The sequence below is a fragment of the Streptomyces changchenzhani genome, assembly GCF_039766235.1.
Taxonomy (GTDB): domain Bacteria; phylum Actinomycetota; class Actinomycetes; order Streptomycetales; family Streptomycetaceae; genus Streptomyces.
Map to the genome: position 1 here is coordinate 103,558 of NZ_JBDHNH010000009.1, position 22,411 is coordinate 125,968.

At 69.4% G+C, this 22,411-nt stretch carries 24 protein-coding genes and 2 pseudogenes; 10 read left to right on the forward strand and 16 right to left on the reverse strand.

All coding sequences use genetic code 11. The features are described 5' to 3' along the window. Positions 1–18: 18 nt before the first annotated feature. From ABCR94_RS26765 to ABCR94_RS26780, 4 genes and pseudogenes are all read right to left on the reverse strand, one after another. The gene (locus ABCR94_RS26765) at positions 19–621 is read right to left on the reverse strand and encodes a transposase (protein WP_347122594.1); all 603 of its coding nucleotides are present in this window, start codon (positions 619–621) and stop codon (positions 19–21) included. Between the two features lie 290 nt (positions 622–911). Next, positions 912–1,058: pseudogene (locus tag ABCR94_RS26770) on the reverse strand (hypothetical protein); the annotation flags it as partial. A gap of 12 nt (positions 1,059–1,070) precedes the next feature. Further along, positions 1,071–1,616 (reverse strand): transposase family protein, encoded by a 546-nt coding sequence (locus tag ABCR94_RS26775; protein WP_347122595.1) that lies wholly within the window; start codon positions 1,614–1,616, stop codon positions 1,071–1,073. Between the two features lie 79 nt (positions 1,617–1,695). After that, positions 1,696–2,085 carry a transposase family protein gene (locus tag ABCR94_RS26780; protein ID WP_521977893.1) on the reverse strand — a complete coding sequence of 130 codons (390 nt, stop codon included), beginning with the start codon at positions 2,083–2,085 and terminating at the stop codon, positions 1,696–1,698. A gap of 174 nt (positions 2,086–2,259) precedes the next feature. Here ABCR94_RS26780 and ABCR94_RS26785 point away from each other — a divergent pair, with 174 nt between their 5' ends. From ABCR94_RS26785 to ABCR94_RS26800, 4 genes are all read left to right on the forward strand, one after another. Next, positions 2,260–2,865 carry a DUF6431 domain-containing protein gene (locus ABCR94_RS26785; RefSeq protein ID WP_347122596.1) on the forward strand — a complete coding sequence of 202 codons (606 nt, stop codon included), beginning with the start codon at positions 2,260–2,262 and terminating at the stop codon, positions 2,863–2,865. Between the two features lie 103 nt (positions 2,866–2,968). Beyond that, positions 2,969–4,321, forward strand: coding sequence for a DDE-type integrase/transposase/recombinase (locus ABCR94_RS26790; protein WP_347122597.1), 1,353 nt, complete (start codon positions 2,969–2,971; stop codon positions 4,319–4,321). Continuing rightward, entirely contained in the window at positions 4,318–4,563 is a 246-nt protein-coding gene (locus ABCR94_RS26795) for a hypothetical protein (protein WP_347122598.1), read from the forward strand. Before ABCR94_RS26790 ends, ABCR94_RS26795 begins: the two co-directional genes overlap by 4 nt. Next, entirely contained in the window at positions 4,560–5,375 is an 816-nt protein-coding gene (locus ABCR94_RS26800; RefSeq protein ID WP_347122599.1) for an ExeA family protein, read from the forward strand. Before ABCR94_RS26795 ends, ABCR94_RS26800 begins: the two co-directional genes overlap by 4 nt. A gap of 122 nt (positions 5,376–5,497) precedes the next feature. Here the strand turns inward: ABCR94_RS26800 and ABCR94_RS26805 are convergent. After that, positions 5,498–5,675: pseudogene (locus ABCR94_RS26805) on the reverse strand (transposase family protein); the annotation flags it as partial. A 446-nt stretch (positions 5,676–6,121) separates the two neighbouring features. Beyond that, the gene (locus ABCR94_RS26810) at positions 6,122–7,501 is read right to left on the reverse strand and encodes an IS1380 family transposase (protein WP_347117434.1); all 1,380 of its coding nucleotides are present in this window, start codon (positions 7,499–7,501) and stop codon (positions 6,122–6,124) included. A gap of 172 nt (positions 7,502–7,673) precedes the next feature. Between ABCR94_RS26810 and ABCR94_RS26815 the strand changes: the two genes are divergently transcribed. The 4 genes from ABCR94_RS26815 to ABCR94_RS26825 all read left to right on the forward strand — a co-directional run bounded on the left by ABCR94_RS26815 (position 7,674) and on the right by ABCR94_RS26825 (position 10,487). Continuing rightward, positions 7,674–8,033, forward strand: coding sequence for a transposase (locus ABCR94_RS26815; protein ID WP_347122600.1), 360 nt, complete (start codon positions 7,674–7,676; stop codon positions 8,031–8,033). Further along, the gene (locus ABCR94_RS39200) at positions 8,030–8,347 is read left to right on the forward strand and encodes a transposase (protein WP_521978003.1); all 318 of its coding nucleotides are present in this window, start codon (positions 8,030–8,032) and stop codon (positions 8,345–8,347) included. The genes ABCR94_RS26815 and ABCR94_RS39200 overlap by 4 nt, the downstream gene beginning before the upstream one ends. 542 nt (positions 8,348–8,889) lie before the next feature. Continuing rightward, a complete protein-coding gene (locus ABCR94_RS39205; RefSeq protein WP_521978005.1) occupies positions 8,890–9,342 on the forward strand; it encodes an ISL3 family transposase in 453 nt (150 codons plus the stop codon). Positions 9,343–10,298: 956 nt separating this feature from the next. Next, complete coding sequence (locus ABCR94_RS26825) at positions 10,299–10,487, forward strand: DUF8839 family protein (RefSeq protein ID WP_347122602.1); 189 nt, start codon at positions 10,299–10,301, stop codon at positions 10,485–10,487. 28 nt (positions 10,488–10,515) lie between these two features. Here ABCR94_RS26825 and ABCR94_RS26830 read toward each other — a convergent pair whose 3' ends face one another. Further along, complete coding sequence (locus ABCR94_RS26830) at positions 10,516–11,019, reverse strand: tetratricopeptide repeat protein (RefSeq protein ID WP_347122603.1); 504 nt, start codon at positions 11,017–11,019, stop codon at positions 10,516–10,518. Positions 11,020–11,319: 300 nt separating this feature from the next. Continuing rightward, positions 11,320–12,282 carry an ROK family protein gene (locus ABCR94_RS26835; RefSeq protein WP_347122604.1) on the reverse strand — a complete coding sequence of 321 codons (963 nt, stop codon included), beginning with the start codon at positions 12,280–12,282 and terminating at the stop codon, positions 11,320–11,322. Between the two features lie 133 nt (positions 12,283–12,415). Here ABCR94_RS26835 and ABCR94_RS26840 point away from each other — a divergent pair, with 133 nt between their 5' ends. Further along, positions 12,416–13,462, forward strand: a complete 1,047-nt coding sequence (locus tag ABCR94_RS26840) for a LacI family DNA-binding transcriptional regulator (RefSeq protein WP_347122605.1) — start codon at positions 12,416–12,418, stop codon at positions 13,460–13,462. Positions 13,463–13,501: 39 nt separating this feature from the next. On the opposite strand, the gene ABCR94_RS26845 is transcribed toward ABCR94_RS26840, so the two are convergent. The 6 genes from ABCR94_RS26845 to ABCR94_RS26870 form a co-directional block, all read right to left on the reverse strand. Further along, positions 13,502–15,343 carry a serine/threonine-protein kinase gene (locus ABCR94_RS26845; protein WP_347123088.1) on the reverse strand — a complete coding sequence of 614 codons (1,842 nt, stop codon included), beginning with the start codon at positions 15,341–15,343 and terminating at the stop codon, positions 13,502–13,504. A 69-nt stretch (positions 15,344–15,412) separates the two neighbouring features. Continuing rightward, a complete protein-coding gene (locus tag ABCR94_RS26850) occupies positions 15,413–16,696 on the reverse strand; it encodes a DUF6986 family protein (RefSeq protein ID WP_521977898.1) in 1,284 nt (427 codons plus the stop codon). A gap of 184 nt (positions 16,697–16,880) precedes the next feature. Then, positions 16,881–17,843 carry an electron transfer flavoprotein subunit alpha/FixB family protein gene (locus ABCR94_RS26855; RefSeq protein ID WP_347122607.1) on the reverse strand — a complete coding sequence of 321 codons (963 nt, stop codon included), beginning with the start codon at positions 17,841–17,843 and terminating at the stop codon, positions 16,881–16,883. 185 nt (positions 17,844–18,028) lie between these two features. Next, positions 18,029–18,814: an electron transfer flavoprotein subunit beta/FixA family protein gene (locus ABCR94_RS26860; RefSeq protein ID WP_347122608.1), complete on the reverse strand. Its 786-nt coding sequence runs from the start codon at positions 18,812–18,814 to the stop codon at positions 18,029–18,031. Positions 18,815–19,014: 200 nt separating this feature from the next. Next, entirely contained in the window at positions 19,015–19,530 is a 516-nt protein-coding gene (locus ABCR94_RS26865; protein ID WP_347122609.1) for a flavin reductase family protein, read from the reverse strand. A gap of 210 nt (positions 19,531–19,740) precedes the next feature. Continuing rightward, entirely contained in the window at positions 19,741–20,103 is a 363-nt protein-coding gene (locus ABCR94_RS26870) for a TlpA family protein disulfide reductase (protein WP_347122610.1), read from the reverse strand. Between the two features lie 246 nt (positions 20,104–20,349). Here ABCR94_RS26870 and ABCR94_RS26875 point away from each other — a divergent pair, with 246 nt between their 5' ends. Continuing rightward, positions 20,350–21,072 carry a lysophospholipid acyltransferase family protein gene (locus tag ABCR94_RS26875; RefSeq protein ID WP_347122611.1) on the forward strand — a complete coding sequence of 241 codons (723 nt, stop codon included), beginning with the start codon at positions 20,350–20,352 and terminating at the stop codon, positions 21,070–21,072. A 20-nt stretch (positions 21,073–21,092) separates the two neighbouring features. Here ABCR94_RS26875 and ABCR94_RS26880 read toward each other — a convergent pair whose 3' ends face one another. Continuing rightward, the gene (locus ABCR94_RS26880; RefSeq protein ID WP_347122612.1) at positions 21,093–21,797 is read right to left on the reverse strand and encodes a B3/B4 domain-containing protein; all 705 of its coding nucleotides are present in this window, start codon (positions 21,795–21,797) and stop codon (positions 21,093–21,095) included. A gap of 11 nt (positions 21,798–21,808) precedes the next feature. Further along, on the reverse strand, positions 21,809–22,408 hold the full coding sequence (locus ABCR94_RS26885) for a transglutaminase-like domain-containing protein (protein ID WP_347122613.1): 600 nt from the start codon (positions 22,406–22,408) through the stop codon (positions 21,809–21,811). Positions 22,409–22,411: the final 3 nt, after the last annotated feature.

Below are 22,411 nucleotides of genomic sequence, written 5' to 3' on the forward strand. Positions count from 1 at the left end.
AGCAGCCACTGACATCGGTCACGGAGCAATGAGAACCCGCTTGCGGAGCAGTTCGAATCCCGCGCGGCCGAACATCTGGCGCTTGAGCATCTTGATGCGGTTGACGTGTCCCTCAACGACGCCTGAGTTCCAGGGCTGTGTGAGGCCGGCGGTGACGGCGGCGAGGTCGCGTTCGAGGTATTGGGCGAACCGGCTGAGACTGATCAGGTCGGTCGTGGCTCTGGCCGATTCGATCCACTGCGGCAGTTGGTCGCCTTGCAGGTGGGTGACCATGTGGGCGAAGGAGCGCACGTGCTCGGCGAGGGTGGTCAGTTCACGGCAATTCGCCAGTGCGGCTTTGAGGTGGAGCCGATCGCTCTCGGTCAGGGCGTCCGGGTGTGTGAGGATCCAGCGCGTGACGGCGCGAGCCGATGGCGGCCGAGGCCCGACCGGTTGGGGCTTGCCGCGCAACCTCCGGCTGACGTAGTCGCGAACGTTGCCGTAACCGTCCGGGTAGCCCCGCTCGCTGATCTCCTCCCACAGCTTCCAGGCATTGGTGCAGCCTTCCTGCCAGCGCTGGTCGAGGTAGGGCTTGTAGGCGTCGAGCTTGGTCGCGCGGCTTTGCCACTGACCGGTGAACATCTCCTCTGGGGTAGTGGCGCGGGAAAGCGCAGGATCGTGTTGAGGGTCATGCCGAGCTGTCGGGCAACGGACCTCTTGCTGTGCCCGGCGGCCAGCAGCGCGTGGATGGTGGCGTGTTTGGCGCGCGTACGTTCGGCGAACCGGTGGCCCGTCGGCCAGGGCGATGGTGTCGCAGGCACTGCTTTCTCGTGCTGATTGTCCGGACGCGCCGGGGTGGGCCGGAGACAGCCACGGTGCCGGTAGACACACTTCTCGGCGGCCTCGCCCAGGTTGTGCCAGAGGTGCCAGCGGTCGGCGACCTGGAGAGCCTGCGGGGCCCCGCGAGTGGCGCCTTCGGCGAAGAAGGGAGCACGGTCACGGCAGACGATCTCGACGCCGGGACGCTCGGCGAGCCAGGCAGCGAGCGTGTCAGCCTCCCGGTTCGGCAAGAGGTCCACCGGTCGACGTGTCTAGACGTCGACCAGCACAGTTCCGTAGATTCGCCCCTTTCGCTGGGCGTATTCATCCACGCCGAGCACCCGGGGCGTCGCGGCGACAGGATCCGGCAGCGAGGCGACCAATCTCAGCAGAGTGTTCCGGCTGACCGGCGCCTCGAAAATGTCCGTCATCCGGGCGCCGACCCGGCCCGCGAGCGCGAGGGCGACCGCGACCAGTTCGGAGCGCAGTCGCTCGGTCTGCCGGCCGAACCGGCGGGTGAGCCCCGGCACCTGCTCGGCGAACGTCCTGCGCCGGCAGGTCTCCTGCGCGCAGACGAATCGACGCACCCGCAGAGACACCACCACGGGCTTGCCGGCCGCTGGCAGATCACGAGGAAACCGCAGATAAGAGCCGTGTCTCCGCCCTGACCAGCACCCGCATCCCGGGCAGGGTACCCGCTTGGCGGTCGTACGTGCCTCGACCACAACGGCAGTGTCGGTCACCTCGACCGACACCACCGACACACCGTCGACCGAGCGGAACAGCAACTCATCCAACAGCGGCAGCACTTCGCTCACGACAGGACTGTCGACCACGCCGCCTTCCAGCCCAGCGATTTTCGGGCGACCTCAGCCCGCATCACAAAAAGATCAACAGTTACCCTGCGTACGCGACCACACGAAGTGGACCAGAGCCCAGACTCACGTACATAGCCACCGCGGACAAGGCCCGGTTGGCCGTCTGCTCGGTCGGGGTGGGTTCACCCTGGGGCGGCCGGCGTTTGGCAGTGGTGACCCACTCGCCCGCGCCGATGTAGGCCATGTCGGCGAGGACGGGGACTCCCTGACGCTCGCAGATCTGGATGATCTTGTGGGTGCGGGCGGCGGTCAGGTCGTGCGTTCGGCCGGGCGGGGCGGGTGAGAGCCACAGGGTGCGACCGGCCAGCTCCGTGATGACCTGCACGTTCACGCCGTGCCGTTGGCACTTCGTCGAGTAGTCCGCGCGCCCGTCACCGACCCGGTCGCACTCGGCGAGTGTGCCGTCCACGAGAACATAGGTCGGCGTCTGTCTCGCGCAGGACCTTCAGCAGGCCCGGCGCCTTGTCGGCTGTTGGACGAATCTCTGTATGAGTACGTAGGCGGGGGCCGGCGACACTCGCGGTAAACATGAGTGTTGATCTTGGTGGGCAGGGTGATCTCTGTTCGTGCACGACGACAGCGTGTGCACGAGGCGGAGGTGGGTGTGCTCATCGTCGACACCGATGTCGTACGGGTGGAACAGCAGCTGCGGCAGGGCCGGTTGGAGTGCCCGTCGTGCGGTGCGGTCCTGGCGCCGTGGGGGCACGGGCGGCCTCGGGAGGTACGGGGTGATCTCGGTGCCCGGCTGTTCCTGCGTCCGCGCCGTGCACGGTGTTCGGGGTGCGGGATCACGCATGTCCTGCTCGCGCAGGTGGTGTTGCCGCGGCGGATGGATGCGGCTTCGGTGATCGGAGCGGGACTGGAGATAGCGGCCCGCGGGATGGGGCACCGCACGATCGCGGCGGAGCTGGGGCTGGCGGAGGGCACCGTTCGCGGCTGGGTCCGCCGGTTCCCCTTCCGGGCGGAGGACGTGCGACGGCATTTCACCGTTGCGCTGGTCGCGCTCGCCGATGAGCCGGTGGTCCCGGAGGCGTCCGCCTCGACGCTGGCGGACGCGGTGAGCGCGGTGGTGGCCGCGCATCGGGCGGCCGGGGCGAAGTGGGCGGGCGTGAACACCGTGTCGCGGTGGGAGTTCGCCGGCCGGGTGATAGCGGGCTCCCTTCTGACCTGTGCTTCTTCACCGAGTTGATCAACACGGGCCGCCCCTGGGCCCGGGAGGGAGGTCCCGCAAATCTTGATCCTGTCGGCCGCAGAGGTGCGGACGCCGATCGAGAGGCGAGGTGGAGTACCGCATGTCATCGAGTGAGGACGAGGACCGCCGCCGGGCGGACAAGGCCCGGCAGGTGGGCCTGTTCCGCTACGGCCTGATCCAGGATCTGATCGAGTCGAAGCTGACGACCCGCCAGCGCGGACGTCGGGCCCGGGAGGTCGCCGAGCGCGAGCACACCGACCCGTTCGGCCGGCAGGTGAAGCTCTCGCGGGGCACGATCGACCGCTGGACGCGGGCCTATCGGGAGGGCGGCTTCGCCGCCCTGGTGCCCGAGCCACGGCAGGTCGCCCCGCGCACACCGGTGGAGGTGCTGGACCTGGCGGCCGCGCTGAAGAAGGAGAACCCGGCGCGGACGGCCGCGCAGATCCAGCGGATCCTGCGCACGACGCAGGGCTGGTCGCCGACCGACCGCACCTTGCAGCGGCACTTCGTGAACGCCGGGCTGACCGGCGCGGGTGAGAGTGGTCAGCGCAGTGTGTTCGGGCGGTTCGAGGCGGTCCGCGGCAACGAGTTGTGGACCGGGGACGCCCTGCACGGGCCGAAGATCGGCGGGCGGAAAACGTACCTGTTCGCGTTCATCGACGACCATTCCCGGGCGATCGTGGGGCACCGCTTCGGGTTCGCGGAGGACACCGTCCGCCTGGCCGCGGCCCTGCGGCCGGCCCTCGCCTCACGCGGGGTCCCCGAGTCGGTCTACGTCGACAACGGCTCCGCGTTCGTGGACGCCTGGCTGCTGCGGGCCTGCGCGACGCTGGCGATCAAGCTGACGCACTCGCGGCCCGGACGTCCGCAGGGCCGGGGAAAGATCGAGCGATTCTTCCGCACGGTCCGTGACCAGTTCCTCGTCGAGCTCGACGAGGAGGGCGCCGGCCGCATCGAGTCGCTGGGTGAGCTGAGCCGGCTGTTCACCGCGTGGGTGGAGACGGTCTATCACCGCACGGTGCACTCCGAGACCGGGCAGCCGCCGATCGAGCGGTGGCTCGCCGCGATCCCCAAACCGCTGCCGCTGCCCTCCCCGGCCGACCTGCGCGAGGCGTTCTTGTGGTCGGAGAAGCGCACGGTGACCAAGACCAGGACGGTCAGCCTGCACGGCAACACCTACGAGGTCGACCCGATGCTGGTCGGCATGCGCGTCGAGCTGGTCTTCGACCCGTTCGACCTGACCGAATTCGAAGTACGCGCTCACAACCGGGTGCTGGGCAAGGCCCTGCCGCACCACATCGGCCGCCACACCCACCCCAAGGCAACCCCCGAGGAACCCGCCCCGCGGACCGGCATCGACTACCTGAAGATCCTCGAAGGCGAACACACCGCCCGCACCGCCAAGGGCATCAACTACGCCTCCCTCATGGACAATTCACCGGATCGCTCATGAAGGCGGCCCACGAATTCGACGCAGACGTCGACTTCGACCTGTTCATGCTCACCCCCGGCCAGCTCGCCCAGCGGGCCCTGGCCCTCGCCGACCGCTGCTGCCGCCGGGCCTCGAAGACCAGCGGGCCGTCCGAGATGGCGGCCGTCCGCACCGCCTTCCGCGCGGTCGACCTCGTGCTGCGGCTGGCCCGCCGGGCCGAGACGACCGCCTGCCGCGACACCGTTACAAGGAGCATTCCGTGATCGAACGTGTTCAGGGATTCTTCGGGTTCACCCGCATCCCCTTCGGCCGGAACCTGGCCCCCTCGATGCTCCACCAGCACAATGCCCACAAAGAAGCCGCCGCCCGCGTCGCCTGGTGCATCAACAACCGGGCCATCGGGGTGATCACCGGCGAGGTCGGCGCGGGCAAGACCGTCGCCCTGAAGGGCGCCGTCGCCTCCCTCGATCCGGCCCGCTTCAAAGTGATCTACCAGCCCAACCCCGAGGTCGGCATGCGCGGCTTCTACGACCGCATCGTCACCAGCCTCGGCGGCACCCCGAAATTCCACTCCTCCGCCCTCGCCGTCCAGGCCGCCGACGTCCTGGCCGCCGAACTCGACGAGAGAGGCCGTACTCCCGCGCTCGTCCTCGACGAATCCCATCTCCTGGACCACGGCGAGCTGGACGCCATCCGCATGCTCACCGACTACGACATGGACTCCACCACCCCGTTCGCGCTGCTACTGATCGGCCAGCCCACCCTGCGCAAACGGATGAAACACGGCGTCCTGGCCGCCCTCGACCAGCGGATCTCGATCAACTACGAGATGCCCGCCATGACCGGCACCGAGACCGCCAGCTACGTCAAGCACCACCTGACCATCGCCGGACGCTCCGACCCGCTTTTCTCCGACGACGCGATCGACCTGATCCACCTCACCAGCCACGGCCTGCCCCGCTCTGCGAACAACATCGCCTGGGCCGCCCTGATCGCCGCCTTCACCGAGGAGAAAGGCATCGTCGACGAGTCGTCCACCCGCGCCGCGATCAACGAGATCATGACGACAGACTAACCACCAAACCGACACCATGACCACGAAGACCCCGGCGGCCTGACGGCCGCCGGGGTCGATTCACATCGCCACGTCGACAAACAACACGTCGCCACCATGCACAAATCCGACGTCGCTCAACAGTCGGCCAGGTGCCCGACGACGGTGGTGACGTACGCGTGGGCGGTGCCGACGGAGACACGGAAACCCGCGGCGAGTTGAGCCAGCGGGTCGTGTCGGCACAGGTACGCGAGAGCGATCACCGCCCGCTTGGAGCCGGAGTGTGCAGCGTCGGTCACCCTCACGGGTGACGACCAGCATCGTCACCCACTCCACCAGTGCGTGCGGCAGGATACGGGACCAACAGGGTTCCTACGCTGGAGAGTTGAGAGCTAGACACCTCTCTCGACGTAGCTATTCAGCGGGGTTGAGCGGCTCTAGGATCCGCATGATCGTTAGCAGTGAACGCTGTTCGCCAGCAATGGATTAGCAAAACCGCGGTTCAGTTGACACTTGCTATGTTCAGTAGTGGTCTCTATCGGGCCGCTTCCGGTCTTCTCAGCATGGATGCCGCCCGGTCTCCGTACCGCCTTAGCCTCGATCGTTCATGAGTCCTCGTCGGTCTGCTGACGGGGGCTCTGCTTTTGTGGAGTGACGGTTTTCCGGTGGTGTGGCAGGTTGAGGGCCCGGCTCTCGCGTCGGGTGGGCGCCGGGTTCCACTTTCCCGGGGTGGTGGTGAGGGTTGTTGGGGTGGTTGAAGTGGCTGGTCAGCCGGGGTTCGGCAGGGCCTGGAGCCGGTCGATCGCCTGAGTGAGGACGCTGGTCCAGGGCCATCGGGCGGGCAGGCGGAGCCAGCGGCGGCGGCCGGTGGTGACGAGTCGTGCGGCGGTTGAGAACAGCCGCAGGCGAAGGCGTTTGGGTTCCCAGCGGCGGGTGTCGCCGGTCAGGGCGAGCATGGGCATCCAGGCGAGGAGGTCAAGTGCGAGGGAGACGATCTCCAGCCAGATCCGGTTCTGCGCGCTGTCGTGGAGGGGCAGGTTGCGCAGGCCGGTGTCGCGGGCGTTTCGTATGCGGTCCTCGCAGCGGGCCCGTCTGCGGTGACGCAGTTCCAGGTCGGCGAGCTGGCCTCCCTTGGTGTTGGTCGCGAAGCACGTCAGCCGCAGTCCGTCGAGGTCGGTGAAGCGCAACTGGGCACCGGGGTGTGGCCGTTCCTTGCGGACGACCAGCCGCATTCCCTTCGGCCACGTGCTCAGGTCGGGCATGTCGGTGATCTCCGCGACCCAGGCACCGGGCCGCTCGGTGCCGCCCGCGTCGTAGGCCGGCGTCCACGCCTTCTTCGGGATCTTCAGCACCGCCTGATGGATGGCGTCGGTGATGGTCATTCCGACGGAATACGACAGCCACCGGCCCGGCTTGGAGAGCCAGTCGAGGAAGGCATGGGTGCCACCGGCGGAGTCGGTACGGATCAGCGTCCGGCGCCCGCGCCGCAGGGCTTTGGGCAGTTGGGCGAGAGCCATACCCGTGGTGGTGATGTGATCGCTCGCGGTGTTGGAACCCGCGTTGCCGGGCCGAAGCAGCGCGGCCACCGGCTCGCCGGAACCGGCCTGGCCGTGGTCGACGAACGCGACGAGCGGGTGATGACCGAAGGTCTTCTTCCAGGTCGCGGTGGCGTCCTGCTTCTCGGAGTGCGCAAGGACCAGCACGCCGTCGATGTCCACGATCACCTGGCCGTCGGCGGCCGGACCTTGTGCCCCGGCCAGTTCCCAGACGTGCGAGCGTACTTGGGCCCGCGCCGACCGGATCGCGGTGAGGGACTTCGGGCCGGCCGCGGCGAGGGTGTCGATGAGCCGGGAGACTGTGGGGTCGGATGCCACCGGGCCGAACACGTCGGGCTCCGCCCGCAGCATGGCGACATCGGCGAGGCAGTCCCCGCCCAGAGCGACTCCGAGCGCGACATCCAGCAAGACCTTGCCCGGATCGTGCACGGCCCGAGGCTTGCGCCACGGTGCCATGGCCGTCGATATCGCCTGATCAAGCCCGGACTTGCGGACCGTCTCGACCAGCAGCACCGATCCGGCCTGCGAGACCACCGAGCGGCCACCGCCCTGGATACGGACAGGCGGATAGGACCCGATACTCTTCTTCACCTGGGAAGTGCTTCTTTCCTTGCCACGTACAGGACCCTCAGTAAGTCCTATCGTTGCAGGTCAGGAGCACTTTCTGCTGTCCCGGTCACCAACTGGACATCACCCGTCACGAAAGCCCGAGGCTAGAGGATGTCTCACGTGGCGGGTTGTTGATGCGGCATGATGCTGTGCTGTGGCTGTTGATCTGTCCCGCCGGCTTGTCCCGGACGGGTTGTGGGAACTGGTGGCTCCGCTGTTGCCGAGGTTCAAGTCCCGTCCACAGGGCGGTGGTACGGCTCCGGTGGATGAGCGGGCGGTGTTCGCGGCGGTGGTGTATGTGCTGACCAGCGGTTGCGCCTGGCGGTATCTGCCTCCGACGTTCGGGGTCTCGTCGGCGACGGCTCATCGCCGGTTCACGGTATGGACCGAGGCGGGGCTGTGGCGTCGACTGCATCGGGCGGTGCTGGACGAGCTCGGTGCCCTCGGTGAGCTGGACTGGACTTCGGCGATCGTCGACGCCGCCTCGGTGCGGGCGAAAAGGGGGGCTCGCTGACCGGGCCGAATCCGGTCGATCGGGGCAAGAAGGGCAGCAAGCTGCACGTGCTGTCCGAGGCGCAGGGGATCCCTCTGTCCGTCGCGGTGTCGGGGGCGAACCTCCACGACAGCCAGGCGTTCAAGCCCTTGATTCTGGGCATACCCGCCGTCCGCTCACGGCGCGGGCCGCGACGAAGACGCCCAGTCAAGATCCGTGCAGACAAGGCGTACTACTCCGCCGAGCACCTTGTCTGGCTCCGCGGACGGCGTCTCATCCCTCGCATCGCCCGCCCTGGCATCGAGTCCGGAGAACGCCTCGGGCGCCACCAGTGATCTGCCGTGACCGCTCCACGGCGTATGCCGAGGCCGGGCGGCTCGGCGCCCCGAGCGCCATCCACGTCGCGGACCGGTGGCACATCTGGTCGAATCTGACCGAAGCCGTCGAGAAGACAGTCGTCCAGCATCGCGCGCTGCTGCGTGAGCCGCGCCAATCCGCCACGGCTCAGGTCATCGCGGCCATAGAAAACGCGAACCTCGAACCGCCCTCTCCGTCAGGGCTGCGGACAACGGGCCGACTCTCTGACCGTGTTCGGGAACGACACGCGGACGTCCACTCGCTCCTTGACCAGGGCGTCGGACTGCGCGCGATCGCCCGCCAGCTCGGGCTGGCCCGCAATACCGTCCGCCGCTTCGCCTTCGCCGCGGACCCGGACGAGCTCCTGGTCGGCCGGTGGACCGGCCGAGCCAGCATCCTCGACCCTTACAAGCCTTACCTGCACCAGCGTTGGGCCGAGGGCTGCACCGTCGCCCGCCGTCTGTTCGAGGAAGTCCGCGAGCGCGGCTACGCCGGTGGCGAGAACGTCGTGAAGAAGTACGTGGCCAAGCTCCGCGAGAGCTTTCCGCACAACCCGCCCCGCAAAGCACCTTCCGTGCGAAACGTGACAAGCTGGCTCACCCGCCATCCCGACCGCCTCACCGACGAACAGACCCAGCAGCTCAAAGCAATCCTGGTCCGCTGCCCCGACCTCGACCGCACCGCGCATCACGTCCGCGCGTTCGCCGAGCTCATGAACAACCGCCAGGGCAAGTACCTGGACCAATGGATCACGGGCGTTAAGGACGACGACCTGCCTGCCCTGCACACTTTCGTCACCGGCCTCGGCCAGGACCTCGACGCCGTCGTCGCCGGCCTCACTCTGAAGTGGAGCTCCGGCGCCGTCGAGAGCCAGAACAACAAGATCAAAATGTTGAAGAGACAGATGTACGGCCGAGCCAACTTCGAACTCCTCCGCAAGCGGGTCCTCCTCAGCGCCCCAAGCCGTTCATGATCGCGGTTTCGGTGACCCTCCGTGGCCCCGGCACTGAAAGTGATCCAGAACCAGGATTCAGCCGCCGCCGACACACCAGAGCCTCGCCGGGATGGGTCCCGCGTACGGATGTCACCCGAACAGGTCAGACTTTTGAATCCTGGTCTTCCCGTGTTTCGCGGAGGTGAGCTCTCCTGCACATCACTTCCACGATCGGCAGAAGGAAAGAAGCCGAGCGGCAGGGATGCCGACGACAGTTTTGGCCCGGGTGCTCTCGCCGCAGGACACGTCAGGTGCGGACGCGAACACCTGAGCGCCGCGCACGCCGACTGCCATGAGCGGACGCCTGGGAACTGATCTTGTTCTGGTGGGGAACGATCACTTCCAGAGGGATTCATCAGCACAGGCCAGCGGAGAGTGTCGGTTGGCCTGGGTGTAGCCCGGCGGGCCCGAGTCCCCTCGGCGGCGATAGCTCACGGCGCCCCTGGTTGACCGAACGGTCCCGGATCTGGGACTCCATCGCATCCGTCTCCCATCCGTCCCCCCATGGGAGACGGATGGGAGAAAGATCTTCCCAATCAAGGCTAGCTAAAGCTAAGTAGGGCTAGGTTTCGGAGCGAATAGAAGCAGGTAGGACGCCGACCTGGCCTTGTGTCGACGCAACCGTTGATCCAGACGATCACGGTTCCCCCTTTTCTCCGTAGCCCCCAGTGGCTTGCCCGCAACACCCTGCCACGGAAACCCGGGGTCGCGGCATGGTGCCTGCGACCGTTCGGGCACACAACCGTGCCGAGGCTGTTGCCGACCTGAGGCAACGTCCCGGCCCCCGTGCGGCGTCGAACCATATGAGGAAGGAGCCCTGGTGGGACGGGGGAACCGTGACGCATGCGCACGGAGTCTCGTTGGGGCACACGAGCAGAGTCCGGCGACAACGGAAGCCAGCACGTACGCAAGCACGTAAGGAAACGGGGCACAGCATGAGCCGCACGGTGTTGGAGCAGTTCCCGGCCGGAGGTCCGCGGGGCAGTTGGCCGGCGGAGGAATTCGCCCACGCACGGCGCGCCGAGGGCTGTCCGGCCAAGGTGGTGATGGACCTGGAGTCGGACGCGTTCCTGGTGATCGTGGAGCAGCGTTCGCGGCGGGTGGAGACCTGCGCGACGGGCTGACGCCCGTCCGGGCCGGTGCACCCGCGCCCTATTCCATGGCGTCGAGGTCCTCGGCGTAGTGGTCGATCGCGCTGCGGTAGCTCCGCACGCGAAGGTCGGCGCTGCTGGCCGTCAGGGTCTTGAGCAGGGTCTGCACGGCCTCCCTGCCCTGCCCCGCGTTGTACAGCGCCATGGCCAGGAAGGCCTGCAGCGCCGGGTCCTGCGGGAACTCCGCGAGGCCGCCGCGCAGGGTCCGCAGCGACAGCTCGAAGCGGCCGAGCACCCGGTAGGTGCTTCCCAGGCCCAGAAAGACGCCGTGGCGGTCCTCCTCCGAGAGGCCGGGGCCGCTCAGGGCCCGTTCGTAGAACGGGACGGCCTCGGCCTCCAGGCCGAGTACGTCGTGCGCCCACCCGGCCTGATAGGCGACCTCGGTGTCCTGCGGATACCGCTGAGCGAGCGCCACCAGCTCCTCGCGCGCCCGCTCGGTCTGCCCCTGCTCGCGCAGCCGCACCGCCTGCGACAGCGCCGCGTCCCGCTCCTGATCACCGCTCATGCCGGCCCACGCTGGCACGAGTCGGCGCGACCGGCAAACCCCGGAAGTGCTCGGCCCGCTGGGCATCCCCACGTAGCAGTGCCCCGCCTGCATCACGGGCGGGGCACCACAGCAGCAGCAACGCCCTGGGTAGGGGATTGTTCCGGCCAGCCTAACGGCGGGCACTGACAGTGCGGTTGAGCCCCTCATACGGTCCATCCGGAGGGCGGCGACGGGAGGCGGTCCCAGTAGGCGGTCCCGGTAAGCGGTCCCGGTAGGCGACTCGCTTCGGCGGCCCCGCCGGGCGGTCCCGTTCGGCGCTCAGCCGAGGGCGGCTGCGGCTGTCTCGCCCGGCCTTCCGCCGAGCGTCGCGGCCGCCGCCGCGCCCACCAGACCCGCGTCGGTGCCGGTCAGCGCCGGGGCGACGGTCAGCCGTCGTACGAACGAGAGCGTGGCGTAGTCACGCAACGCACGGCGCAGGGGCGTGAAGAGCACATCACCCGCGCCCGCCACTCCCCCGCCGATGACCGCGATCTCGATCTCGACGAGCGTCGCGGTGGCGGCGATGCCGGCCGCCAGGGCCTGCGCTGCCCGATCGAAGGAGGCGACGGCCACCGGATCTCCGGCCCTGGCGGCCGATGCCACCGCTGCGGCGGTGGCATCGCCGTCCGGTCCCGGCTGCCAGCCGTTGTCGAGGGCCCTGCGCGCGATGTTGGGGCCGCTGGCGATGCGTTCCACACAGCCACGCGATCCGCACGGGCACAGATCGCCGTCAAGGTCGACGCTGATGTGACCGATGTGGCCCGCGTTGCCCGTCGGTCCGGTGCGCAGCTTCCCGTCCAGCACGAGCCCGCCGCCCACCCCGGTCGAGACGACCAGGCACAGCGCGTTGTCGTAACCGCGGGCCGCGCCCTGCCAGTGCTCGGCGGCCGTCATCGCGACGCCGTCACCGACCAGCGCGACCGGCAGGCCGCCGGTGGCCGCGCGCACCCGCTCGACCAGCGGAAAATCGCGCCAGCCTGAGACATTGACCGGGCTGACCGTGCCGGCGGAGGCGTCCACAGGACCCGCGCTGCCGATGCCGACGGCCCCCGCGCGCTCCCACAGCGAGGAGGTGGTCAGCTCAGTGAGGACCGCTTCGGCCGCGCGCATCACCGTTTCGCCGTCCTCGCGTGCGGGAGTGGGCCGCTGCGCCCGCAGGAGAATCCGCCCGCTGCTGTCCACCAAAGCTCCGGCGATCTTGGTGCCGCCGATATCCAGCGCGGCGACGAGGTCGGTGTGCATCGGTGTCGGGTCTCCAGGTGGACGGGATGGTGGCAGGTCAGGGACCAGTCTCTATTCAGCTGACAACGTTGTCCAGGCTCTATGCTCGACGGCACACCCTTTGACACATTCGACGACGACAGGACAGCGCACTGTGGCCGAGACCACGAGCCGACCAGAGCCCCGTTACGGTACCCGGCCGACCATGAAGGATGTCGCCTCGCGCGCCGGGGTGGGCCTCAAGACGGTCTCCCGGGTGGTGAACGGCGAGGCAGGCGTCACGCCCGACACCGAACGGCGTGTCCAGGAGGCCATTGACGCCCTGGGCTTTCGCCGCAACGACAGCGCCCGGGTGCTGCGCAAGGGCCGCACCGCCAGCATCGGACTGGTCCTCGAAGACCTCGCCGACCCCTTCTACGGGCCGCTGGCCCGCGCCGTCGAGGAAGTGGCCCGCGCCCACGGCGCCCTCCTCATCAACGGGTCGAGCGCCGAGGACCCCGCCCGGGAGCAGGAGCTGGTGCTCGCGCTGTGTGCCCGGCGCGTCGACGGTCTGATCGTGATCCCCGCCGGGGACGACCACCGCTACCTGGAACAGGAAATAGCGGCAGGTGTCGCCACCGTCTTCGTGGACCGCCCCGCCGGGATGATCGACGCGGACGTGGTGCTCTCGGACAACTTCGGCGGAGCACGTGAGGGCGTCGCCCATCTGATCGCCCATGGGCACCGCCGTATCGGCTTCATCGGCGACCAGCCGCGCATCCACACCGCCATCGAGCGGCTGCGCGGCTATCACGCCGCGATGGAGGACGCCGGGCTGCGGGTCGACGAGTCCTGGATGTCGCTCGGCAGCACCGCGCCCGAGCGGGTGGGGGACGCGACGACCGCGATGCTGGACGCCCCCGAGCCCGTAACGGCGATTTTCGCGGCCAACAACCGGGTGACCGTGACGGCCGTACGCGTACTGGCCGCCCGGAAGCACCCCATCGCCCTGGTCGGGTTCGACGACATCGAGCTCGCCGACCTGCTGCAGCCAGGACTCACCGTCATCGCCCAGGACGCCGCCACCCTGGGCCGCACCGCGGCCGACCGGCTCTTCCGGCGCCTGGACGGCTCGGACGACGCCCCGGCGCGGGTGGAGCTCCCGACCCGCCTCATCGCCCGTGGCTCGGGCGAGATCAAGCCCTGGGACCGGGCGCGCTGAGCGTACGGGGGCTGGGTGTACGAGGGGCATGGCGCCGCCTCAGCAGACCGGCAGGCCGGGCAGCGGCTTGTCGTTCTCGCCGCCCTTGAGGTAGACGGTGCTGACGAAGACACCGGTGTTGCCGCTGTCGTCGTCGGTCTTGGCCCACCAGACGTTCGTCCACTGGTCGTGGGTCTCGCGGCGCCCGAGGTTCTGCTGGCAGAAGAAGTAGTTGATGCCCGCGTTCAGCACCCCTGCTTCGGCGCCGCTCGCCGTATAGGACTTCGCGGAGCGCCAGACATTGCAGTTGTACTTGCCGCCGCCGATGCCGTTGCAGACGGGGGCCGGGTCCGGGGTGCCGGGCTCGCCCCCGCCGCCGGTCGCGGACGTGGAACCGCCGCCGTCGGACCCGCCGGTCGTCTTGCCGCCCGAGCCCGATGTGCTTCCCGCGTCCGAGCCTCCGGAGGAGCCTGAAGCCCCGCCGTCGGAACCGTCGGACTCACTGGAGCCGCCGGCCTCCTTGTCGCCGTCTCCACCGGCGGGCGGCTTCTTCGCATCCGGCTTCGGAGACTTTTCGCCGCCCTGCCCGGTGGGCTCGGGGCCGGCCGGCTTCTTCGCCCCGGAGGGCTTGCCGCCGGTGGGGATCTGCTCGCTGCCGCCGGGAGACTCGCTCGTGTCCGCGCCCTTGGCCAGCCCACCGGACGCTGCCTCCCAATGGTCGGTGAGCGCGTACGTCACGCCGCCCCCGGCCAGCAGGACGGCCACCACACCCACTGCCACCAGGACCTTCCCGCGCCCGGACCGAAGCGCCGGGACAGGAGTGGCGGCAGTCGCGGGCCCCGGTGCCGGACCGGGGCCGGGCTGTGCGGGCATTGGCACCGGAGCCAGCGCCGGGCCGAAGCCCTCGGGCCGGTGCGGCAGCACATCGAGCTCGGTCACCCCGCGCGGCGCGACTTGCGGAGGGCCGCTGGGTGCCGCCTGCGGGCCCCGGGCCGGCACTCCCCCGGGTATCCCGCCGAGGGCGCCGCCGCCCAGCTTCCTGGTGGCCGCGGTGCCCGTGGTGTCCACGCCGGCCGCGACCGCCGCGAGCAGCCCGGCCGCCGCGTCCGCGTCGGGGCGCTGCGCCGGGTCCTTGTGCATCAGCAGCTGGAGTACGGGCCCCAGCGGACCCGCGCGTCGCGCTTCCGGCAGCGGATCCGCGACGATCGCGGTCAGCGTCGACCAGGTCGACGTGCGGCGGAACGGCGAGGCGCCCTCCACCGCCGCGTACAGCGTCGCGCCGAGCGCCCATACGTCGGACGCCGGGCCGGGGTCATTGCCCTGGGCGCGCTCGGGCGCCAGGTAGTCGAGGGATCCGACCAGTTCGCCACTGCGCGTGAGATGCGTGGTCGAGCCGTCCCCCGGGTCGTCCATCGCGGCGATCCCGAAGTCGGTGAGAACCACGCGGCCACTGCGGTCCAGCAGGATGTTGCCCGGCTTGACGTCACGGTGCAGCACCCCGACGCGGTGCGCGGCGCCCAGCGCCCGCAGCACCTCGGCGCCGATGGACGCCGCCTCGCGCGGGTCCAGGACACCGCGCTCGGTCAGGACGTCGTCAAGGGAGGGCCCGTCGACGAGCTCCATGACGATGACCGGGCGGCCGTTGTGGTCGGTGACGTCGTGCACGGCGATGACGCCGGGGTGCCGTACTCGCGCGGCGGCCCGTGCCTCACGCTGCATCCGCACCCGTAGATCGGCCAGTTCGGGCGCCGACGAGTCGTTGTACGTGCGCAGTTCCTTGACGGCGACCTCACGGCCGAGCACTTCGTCGACGGCGCGCCACACCACGCCCATGCCGCCGCGGCCCAGTTGCTCGATCACTCGATAGCGGCCGGCGAGCCGCTCGTTCTCCCCCGTTGACACCACTGCCCCGTTCCTGTGTCCGACTGTGGTCGGGTACAGAGTACGGGGCAGCAGTGACAGGTGTGCCGGCTACTTGGCGGCGACCGGGCGGCCCGCGAGGGTGTCCAGGTCGGCGCGGGTCATACCGGTGAGCCGGGCGACCTCTGCGACGTCCACGGCCCCGCAGTCCAGGCCGCGCAGCAGATAGCCGCTGAGCGCCTTGGCGGTGGCGGGCTCGTCCATCACATCGCCGCCGGCCCGGTTCACGTACGCGGTGAGCCGGGCCGCCGCCTGCTCAAGTCCCTCGCGGTAGAAGGTGTACACCGCGGCGTAGCGGGTCGGCAGGTGGCCGGGGTGCATGTCCCAGCCCTGGTAGTACGCGCGGGCCAGCGAGCGGCGCACCAGGCCGTAGTGCAGCCGCCACGCGTCGTGGACCCGCGTGGTCGCGCCGACCGGCAGGACGTTCGTCGAGCCGTCGGACAGCCGCACGCCGGTGCCCGCCGCCGCGATCTGCATGACGGCCTTGGCGTGGTCGGCGACCGGGTGGTCCAGCGACTGGTAGGCCGCCGAAACACCGCAGGAGGCGCTGTAGTCGAAGGTGCCGTAGTGCAGTGAGGTGGCCCTGCCGTGGGCGGCCTCGATCATGCGCGAGACGGTGGCACGGCCGTCGGCGCCGAGGATCGACTGGGTGGTCTCGATCTGGATCTCGAAGCCGATCCGTCCCGGCTCCAGGCTCCGCGCCTTCTCGAACTCCTCGACGAGCCGCACCATCGCGGTGACCTGTTCGGCGTACGTCACCTTGGGCAGCGTCAGGACAAGGCCCTCGGGCAGGCCTCCGGCGTCCATCAGCCCGGTGAGGAAGATGTCGAGCGTGCGGATGCCCCGGTCGCGTACCGCTGCCTCCAGGCACTTCATGCGGATGCCCATGAACGGGGCCGCGGTGCCGTTGTCGTACGCCTCGGCGATCAGGCGGGCCGCTCGGGCCGCCGCCGCGTCCTCCTCGGCATCGGGGCGCGGGCCGTACCCGTCCTCGAAGTCGATGCGCAGGTCTTCCACGGGCTCGCGCTCCAGCTTGGCCCGCACGCGCGCGTGGACCGAATCCGCGAGCTCGTCCGGGATGCCGAGCACACCGGCGAAGGCGGCGGCGTCCGGTGCGTGCTCGTCGAGGGCGGCGAGTGCCTGGTCGCCCCACGCGCGGACGGTGCCGGCATCGAAGACGTCAGCGGGGACGTAGACGGTGTGGACGGGCTGGCGGGTGCCCGGGTCCCCCGGGTAGCGGCGGGCGAGGTCCGCGTCCACCGGCGCGAGGGAAGCGCTGATCCCCTCGCTGATCGCACCCGCGAGGCTCGTTGCCACCGTCTCCTGCTGACCCATTCCCACACCCTCCAAGTTTCCGCTTCACGGAATCAATAATCCGCATAGTGAAGTTAATAGGCGCCCACTGTCTGCGTCAATGGTTGTCAATGGCTACCGATAGTTGTCAATGGTTGCCGGAAACGGCACGGGGCCGCGCGGTGAAAGATCACCGCACGGCCCCGGCCCAAGAGACTTCCGCAGGTCAGCCCTTACGGGCGATGACCTCTTCGGTCAGCTGCGGGACGACCGCGAAGAGGTCGCCGACCACGCCGTAGTCGACCAGGTCGAAGATCGGGGCCTCCGCGTCCTTGTTGATGGCCACGATGGTCTTCGAGGTCTGCATGCCGGCCCGGTGCTGGATCGCGCCGGAGATTCCGGACGCGATGTACAGCTGCGGGGAGACCGACTTGCCGGTCTGGCCAACCTGGTTGGAGTGCGGGTACCAGCCAGCGTCGACCGCGGCGCGCGAGGCGCCGACGGCGGCACCGAGGGAGTCGGCGAGGGCCTCGATGACCGCGAAGTTCTCGGCGCCGTTGACGCCGCGGCCGCCGGAGACCACGATCGGGGCCTCGGTCAGCTCGGGGCGGCCACTGGACTCGCGCGGGGTGCGGGCGACCACCTTGGTGCCGGTGGACAGCTCGGAGAAGGACACGGTGAGCGCCTCGACGGTGCCCGCGGCCGCGGCGGCCTCGACCGGCGCGGAGTTCGGCTTCACCGTGATGACCGGCGTGCCCTTGGAGATGCGGGACTTGGTGGTGTACGACGCGGCGAAGACGGCCTGCGTGACCACCGGGCCCTCGTCACCGGCCTCGACGTCGACGGCGTCGGTGATGATGCCGGAGCCGATACGGACCGCGAGGCGGGCCGCGATCTCCTTGCCCTCGGCGGAGGACGGCACGAGGACGGCGACCGGCGAAACGGCGTCGTACGCGGCCTGCAGCGCGTCCACCTTCGGCACGACGAGATAGTCGGTGAGCTCGGGGGCGTCGAGCGTGAGGACCTTCACCGCGCCGTGCTCGGCGAGCACGGCGGCAGTGGCCTCGGCGCCGGCGCCGAGCGAGACGGCGACGGGGTCGCCGATGCGGCGGGCGAGCGTCAGCAGCTCCAGGGTGGGCTTGCGGACGGCGCCGTCCACGTGGTCGACATAGACGAGAACTTCAGCCATTTCTGCTCCTGTTGTACTACTGGGCTCCGCCTTCGTGCCGCGAGGCACTGGGCAGGACCTGTCCGTCATGAGGCCGCTGAGCAGCCGAGTGAGAAGCCCCCTCGCGAGGGGGAGGAGTCACGGGATTGCTCTCCTGCGAGCCATCCAGGGGTGGGTTGCTGTAGCTACCAACCCACCTCATCTCCTCAAATGAACTTCTGCCCCGCCAGGAACTCGGCCAGCTGCTTGCCGCCCTCGCCCTCGTCCTTGACGATCGTGCCGGCCGTACGGGCGGGACGCTCCGTGGCGGAATCGACCTTGGTCCAGGAGCCCGCGAGGCCGACCTCGTCCGCGTCGATGTCCAGGTCGCCCAGGTCCAGGGACACGACCGGCTTCTTCTTGGCCGCCATGATGCCCTTGAAGGACGGGTAGCGGGCCTCGCCCGACTGGTCCGTCACGGACACGACGGCCGGCAGGGACGCCTCCAGCTGCTCGCTCGCGCTGTCGCCGTCACGACGGCCCTTGACGACGCCTCCGTCGACGGAGACCTCGGAGAGCAGGGTGACCTGCGGGACGCCCAGGCGCTCGGCCAGCATCGCCGGCAGGACACCCATGGTGCCGTCGGTCGACGCCATGCCGCAGATGACCAGGTCGTAACCGGTCTTCTCGATGGCCTTGGCGAGCACCAGCGAGGTGCCGATGACGTCGGTGCCGTGCAGATCGTCGTCCTCGACGTGGACGGCCTTGTCCGCGCCCATGGACAGCGCCTTGCGCAGCGCGTCCTTGGCGTCCTCGGGGCCGACGGTCAGCACGGTGATTTCCGCGTCGTCCGCCTCGCCGGCGATCTGCAGCGCCTGCTCGACGGCGTATTCGTCCAGCTCCGACAGCAGGCCGTCGACGTCGTCGCGGTCGACAGTCAGGTCATCGGCGAAGTGCCGATCACCGGTGGCGTCGGGCACGTACTTCACACAGACAACGATCCTCAGGCTCACGCCGGCTCTCCTACTGCATCGTCTACTTTTTGGTGCCTCGTTGCAGGCAGCATAGGCGCCCGAAGGGGCGGATCCCGGTCGGGGCGGACCGCGCTCCGACTAGAATATTACTCGCCAGTACACCCAGTGCATTCCCCGTAAGCAAGCGCTTTGAACTGTGACCTTGCCAACGGTGATGCATCACTGTCCACCGGGAACTCTCAGTCCCTCAGTGCGTTGAAGCGTCCCTGGTGATAGAGCAGCGGCCGCCCCGTCCCGGCAGGGTCGCCCGCGACGACCTGGCCGAGCACAATGCGATGATCCGCCGCCGGCACGCGCGCCACAACTCGGCACACCAGCCACGCCAGTACTCCGTCGAGCAGCGGTACGCCCTCAGGCCCCGTACGCCACCGGGTCGGCGGCGAGAAACGGTCCGCGCCACTGCGCGCGAAGGTGGCCGCCAGCTCCTGCTGGTCCTCGGCGAGTATGTGGACGCCGATGTGCTCGGCCTCGGCCAGCACGGGCCAGCTCGATGAGCCGGTGCCCACGCCGAAGGAGATCAGGGGCGGGTCCGCGGCGACGGAGTTCAGCGAGGTGGCGGTGAACCCGACGGGGGCAGGGCCCTGCGCAGTGATCACCGCGACGCCGGCCGCGTGCTGCCGGAAGACCGAACGGAGCAGGTCGGGAGAGGCCTTCAGGGCCTGGCGGGGGGAGTCGAGCGAGGGCGATGCCGTCATCGGGTTGTCCTTCGTGTCCTTCTGCGGAGGGTGCATACGAGTCCGTGGGTGCTCAGGCACCCGGACAGCGCGCACTCGCGTCGCGGCCCAGGTCGACATGGGCCCGCCCGTGGAGAAGGAGTTCTGGCGGCACGCGGCCAGATTGTCGATTCGCGGCACGGACAGTCAAGCCGCGTCCGGGATATGGGAGATGCGTCACGGGGCTCGCGTTCACACGGCATCGCCGAGGGCCGCGATGACATCGGCCCGGCGCGGCTGCCCCGCCGCCCGGCGCACGATCCGGCCCTCCGCGTCGAGCACGAGCACGGTGGGGGTCGTGAGGATGCCGAGTTCCCGTACGAGGTCGAGCCGTTCCTCCGCGTCGATCTCCACATGGGCGACGCCGTCGACCATGTCCGCCACTTCCAGAAGGGTCCTCCGGGTCGCCCGACAGGGCTGGCAGAAGGCGCTGGAGAACTGAACGAGCGTCGCGCGCTCCCCCGGCTCCTCGCCGAGTTCGGCCGCGCCGAGTCTGGTGCGGGTGTCCGCACCGGCACTCGCGTCGCCACCCGTACCGCTTTCGTGCCCGCGCACCTTCGGCCCCCCTTGCGTTCCAGGCAATCCGTTCTCGCGGATGCGTCCTTCCGCTCATCCTTTCAGCGTTCACGGGATCGGGACGATTCCCCAAGTTTCTCCAAGTGACGAGAATCTCGCGCCGGAAAGACAGCAGGACTGGCTACTCGGCCGCTCATGGGGCACGATCTGCCCAAAGCCGCTTAACCTACGGCTCCGTAACTTCCGCCGGGAGAGCCTCCCCGGGCACAGAAGGGGTCCTCCGACATGGCAGAACTCGTCTATCGGCCGGTCATTGGTGCCGCACTTACCCTGTTCAAGGCGCTCGACCTGAAGATCGACACGCAGGGTTCTGAAAACGTCCCCCGCACCGGTGGCGCCGTGCTGGTGAGTAACCACATCAGCTACCTCGACTTCATCTTCGCGGGGCTGGGAACGCTGCCGCAGAGGCGTCTGGTGCGCTTCATGGCCAAGGATTCGGTCTTCCGGCACAAGATTTCCGGACCGCTGATGCGCGGCATGAAGCACATCCCCGTCGACCGCAACAAGGGCGAGGCGGCGTATGCGCACGCCCTCGACGCGCTGCGGGGCGGCGAGATCATCGGCGTCTTCCCGGAAGCGACGATTTCCGAGTCCTTCACCCTCAAGGGCTTCAAGTCGGGTGCGGCCCGGCTCGCCCAGGAGGCCGGCGTACCGCTGATCCCGATGGCTCTGTGGGGCACTCAGCGGCTGTGGACCAAGGGGAAGCCGCGCAATTTCGGCCGTAATCACATCCCCGTGACGATCCGGGTCGGTGAGCCGATGGCGGCGCCCACGGACGAGTTCGCGGGCGCGATCACCCGGCGACTGCGCGAGCGGGTGCAGGAGCTCCTGGAGGCCGCCCAGCGCGCCTATCCCGTACGCCCGAAGAACGCCGAGGACACCTGGTGGATCCCGGCGCACCTCGGTGGTACCGCGCCGCTTCCCGGACAGGTGCGCGAGGCGGGCTGACCTGCCGCCGCGGGGCCGCGCTACGCGCGGTGCGGCGCCGGGGGGCGGACGGTGATCCGCGCTCCGGGGCTCAGCTTCTCCAGCGACTCGGCGAGTTCGGCCCCCGCGGCGTCGAGCTCGCCGAGTGTCATGGGGGCCATCGACTCCAGCAGGAAGACCGCGTTCACCGACTCCTCGGTCAGGCGGGTACGGACACCCTGGCGCCAGTTCCAGCGCCGGCAGGTGACGCCTTCGTCGTCGCGCCAGACGACCTCGCCCGCGTCCGGGTGCTCGACGGCGTCCTCGCCGCCCGTGACCGTGGCGAACGGTTCGCCGCCGGTGGCCCGTACGAGCCGCATGGCGCCCCGGACGCGGTCCAGGTCCTCGCCGCCGACCGGGACGAGATGCGCGACGCTGATCGCGTTGTAGAGGTCGACGAGCAGGTTGATCCGCGGCAGTCCCGCACCGGTCAGGGCGCGCTTCGCCAGCGCCTCCGCCGAGTTGCGGGTGCGCGACGGCTTGCTGCCGAAGGCGGTGTACGCCTCGCGCCAGGCGGCGATGTGCGGGTCCTCGTGCGGGGCCCGCCCGTTCAGGCGCTCGGCGAGGCGGCGCATGGCGTCGTCGAGGAGGGCCGAACTCGCCTCGGTACTGGGCCCGTTGACCAGGCCGTGCGCCTCGACGGCCAGGTGGGTGAAGCCGGGCGCGAGGGTGCGCACCTCATCGGAGACAGTGAGCGTGAGCGTCATGAACTTCCTTCTCACAGTGAGGTGGGGAGCGTGCGGCACAGGTGCGACCGGTCCTGGGCGGTGCGCAGGGCACGCAGAACGGCCGAATGCGGTGCAGCATACAGCACTGCATAGTCCACTTCGCTGAACTTCGGGCGTACGACGTACGCCAGCCGTTCGCCGTCGAGCGAGAACCGGGCGTCGACGCCCGGCCTGTTGCCGCGCGGATCCTGCCGGGCCCACGCACCATGCCCCGGCAGCCGCACAGCGACCAGCCCGTGGACGACCGGGTCCGAGCCGTTGTCGTCCGCCAGCCGCTGATAGCAGAAGCCGGCGGGAATCCCCTCGGCCCGCAGCAGCGCGACGAGGGCGTGGGCCTTGGCGTAACAGATTCCGGTCCGCTGCGCGATGACGTCGGAAGCGCGCCAGGTGACCCTCGGGTCGCCCGCATCGCTGGAGTGCGGAATGTCGTCGCGTACGAACACGAAGGCCGCTTCGGCGTATACGTATGCGTCGGCTGCTTCGGCACGCAGTCGGGTGGCCGTCTCCCGCACGAGCGGGTGCTCATGGTCGACGACCTCATCGGCTGCCAGATAGGCGGCAGGTTCGAGGGTTTCCTGGATCAGTTCCATGGT

Bases quoted from the DNA above. Each gene is read 5' to 3' on its own strand.
- ABCR94_RS26875 (WP_347122611.1), top strand. From the start codon at position 20,350: ATGGCAGAACTCGTCTATCGGCCGGTCATTGGTGCCGCACTTACCCTG.
- ABCR94_RS26850 (WP_521977898.1), bottom strand. From the start codon at position 16,696: ATGGGTCAGCAGGAGACGGTGGCAACGAGCCTCGCGGGTGCGATCAGC.
- ABCR94_RS26830 (WP_347122603.1), bottom strand. From the start codon at position 11,019: ATGAGCGGTGATCAGGAGCGGGACGCGGCGCTGTCGCAGGCGGTGCGG.
- ABCR94_RS26765 (WP_347122594.1), bottom strand. From the start codon at position 621: ATGTTCACCGGTCAGTGGCAAAGCCGCGCGACCAAGCTCGACGCCTAC.
- ABCR94_RS26790 (WP_347122597.1), top strand. From the start codon at position 2,969: ATGTCATCGAGTGAGGACGAGGACCGCCGCCGGGCGGACAAGGCCCGG.
- ABCR94_RS26880 (WP_347122612.1), bottom strand. From the start codon at position 21,797: ATGACGCTCACGCTCACTGTCTCCGATGAGGTGCGCACCCTCGCGCCC.
- ABCR94_RS26865 (WP_347122609.1), bottom strand. From the start codon at position 19,530: ATGACGGCATCGCCCTCGCTCGACTCCCCCCGCCAGGCCCTGAAGGCC.
- ABCR94_RS26835 (WP_347122604.1), bottom strand. From the start codon at position 12,282: ATGCACACCGACCTCGTCGCCGCGCTGGATATCGGCGGCACCAAGATC.
- ABCR94_RS26855 (WP_347122607.1), bottom strand. From the start codon at position 17,843: ATGGCTGAAGTTCTCGTCTATGTCGACCACGTGGACGGCGCCGTCCGC.
- ABCR94_RS26885 (WP_347122613.1), bottom strand. From the start codon at position 22,408: ATGGAACTGATCCAGGAAACCCTCGAACCTGCCGCCTATCTGGCAGCC.
- ABCR94_RS26795 (WP_347122598.1), top strand. From the start codon at position 4,318: ATGAAGGCGGCCCACGAATTCGACGCAGACGTCGACTTCGACCTGTTC.
- ABCR94_RS26825 (WP_347122602.1), top strand. From the start codon at position 10,299: ATGAGCCGCACGGTGTTGGAGCAGTTCCCGGCCGGAGGTCCGCGGGGC.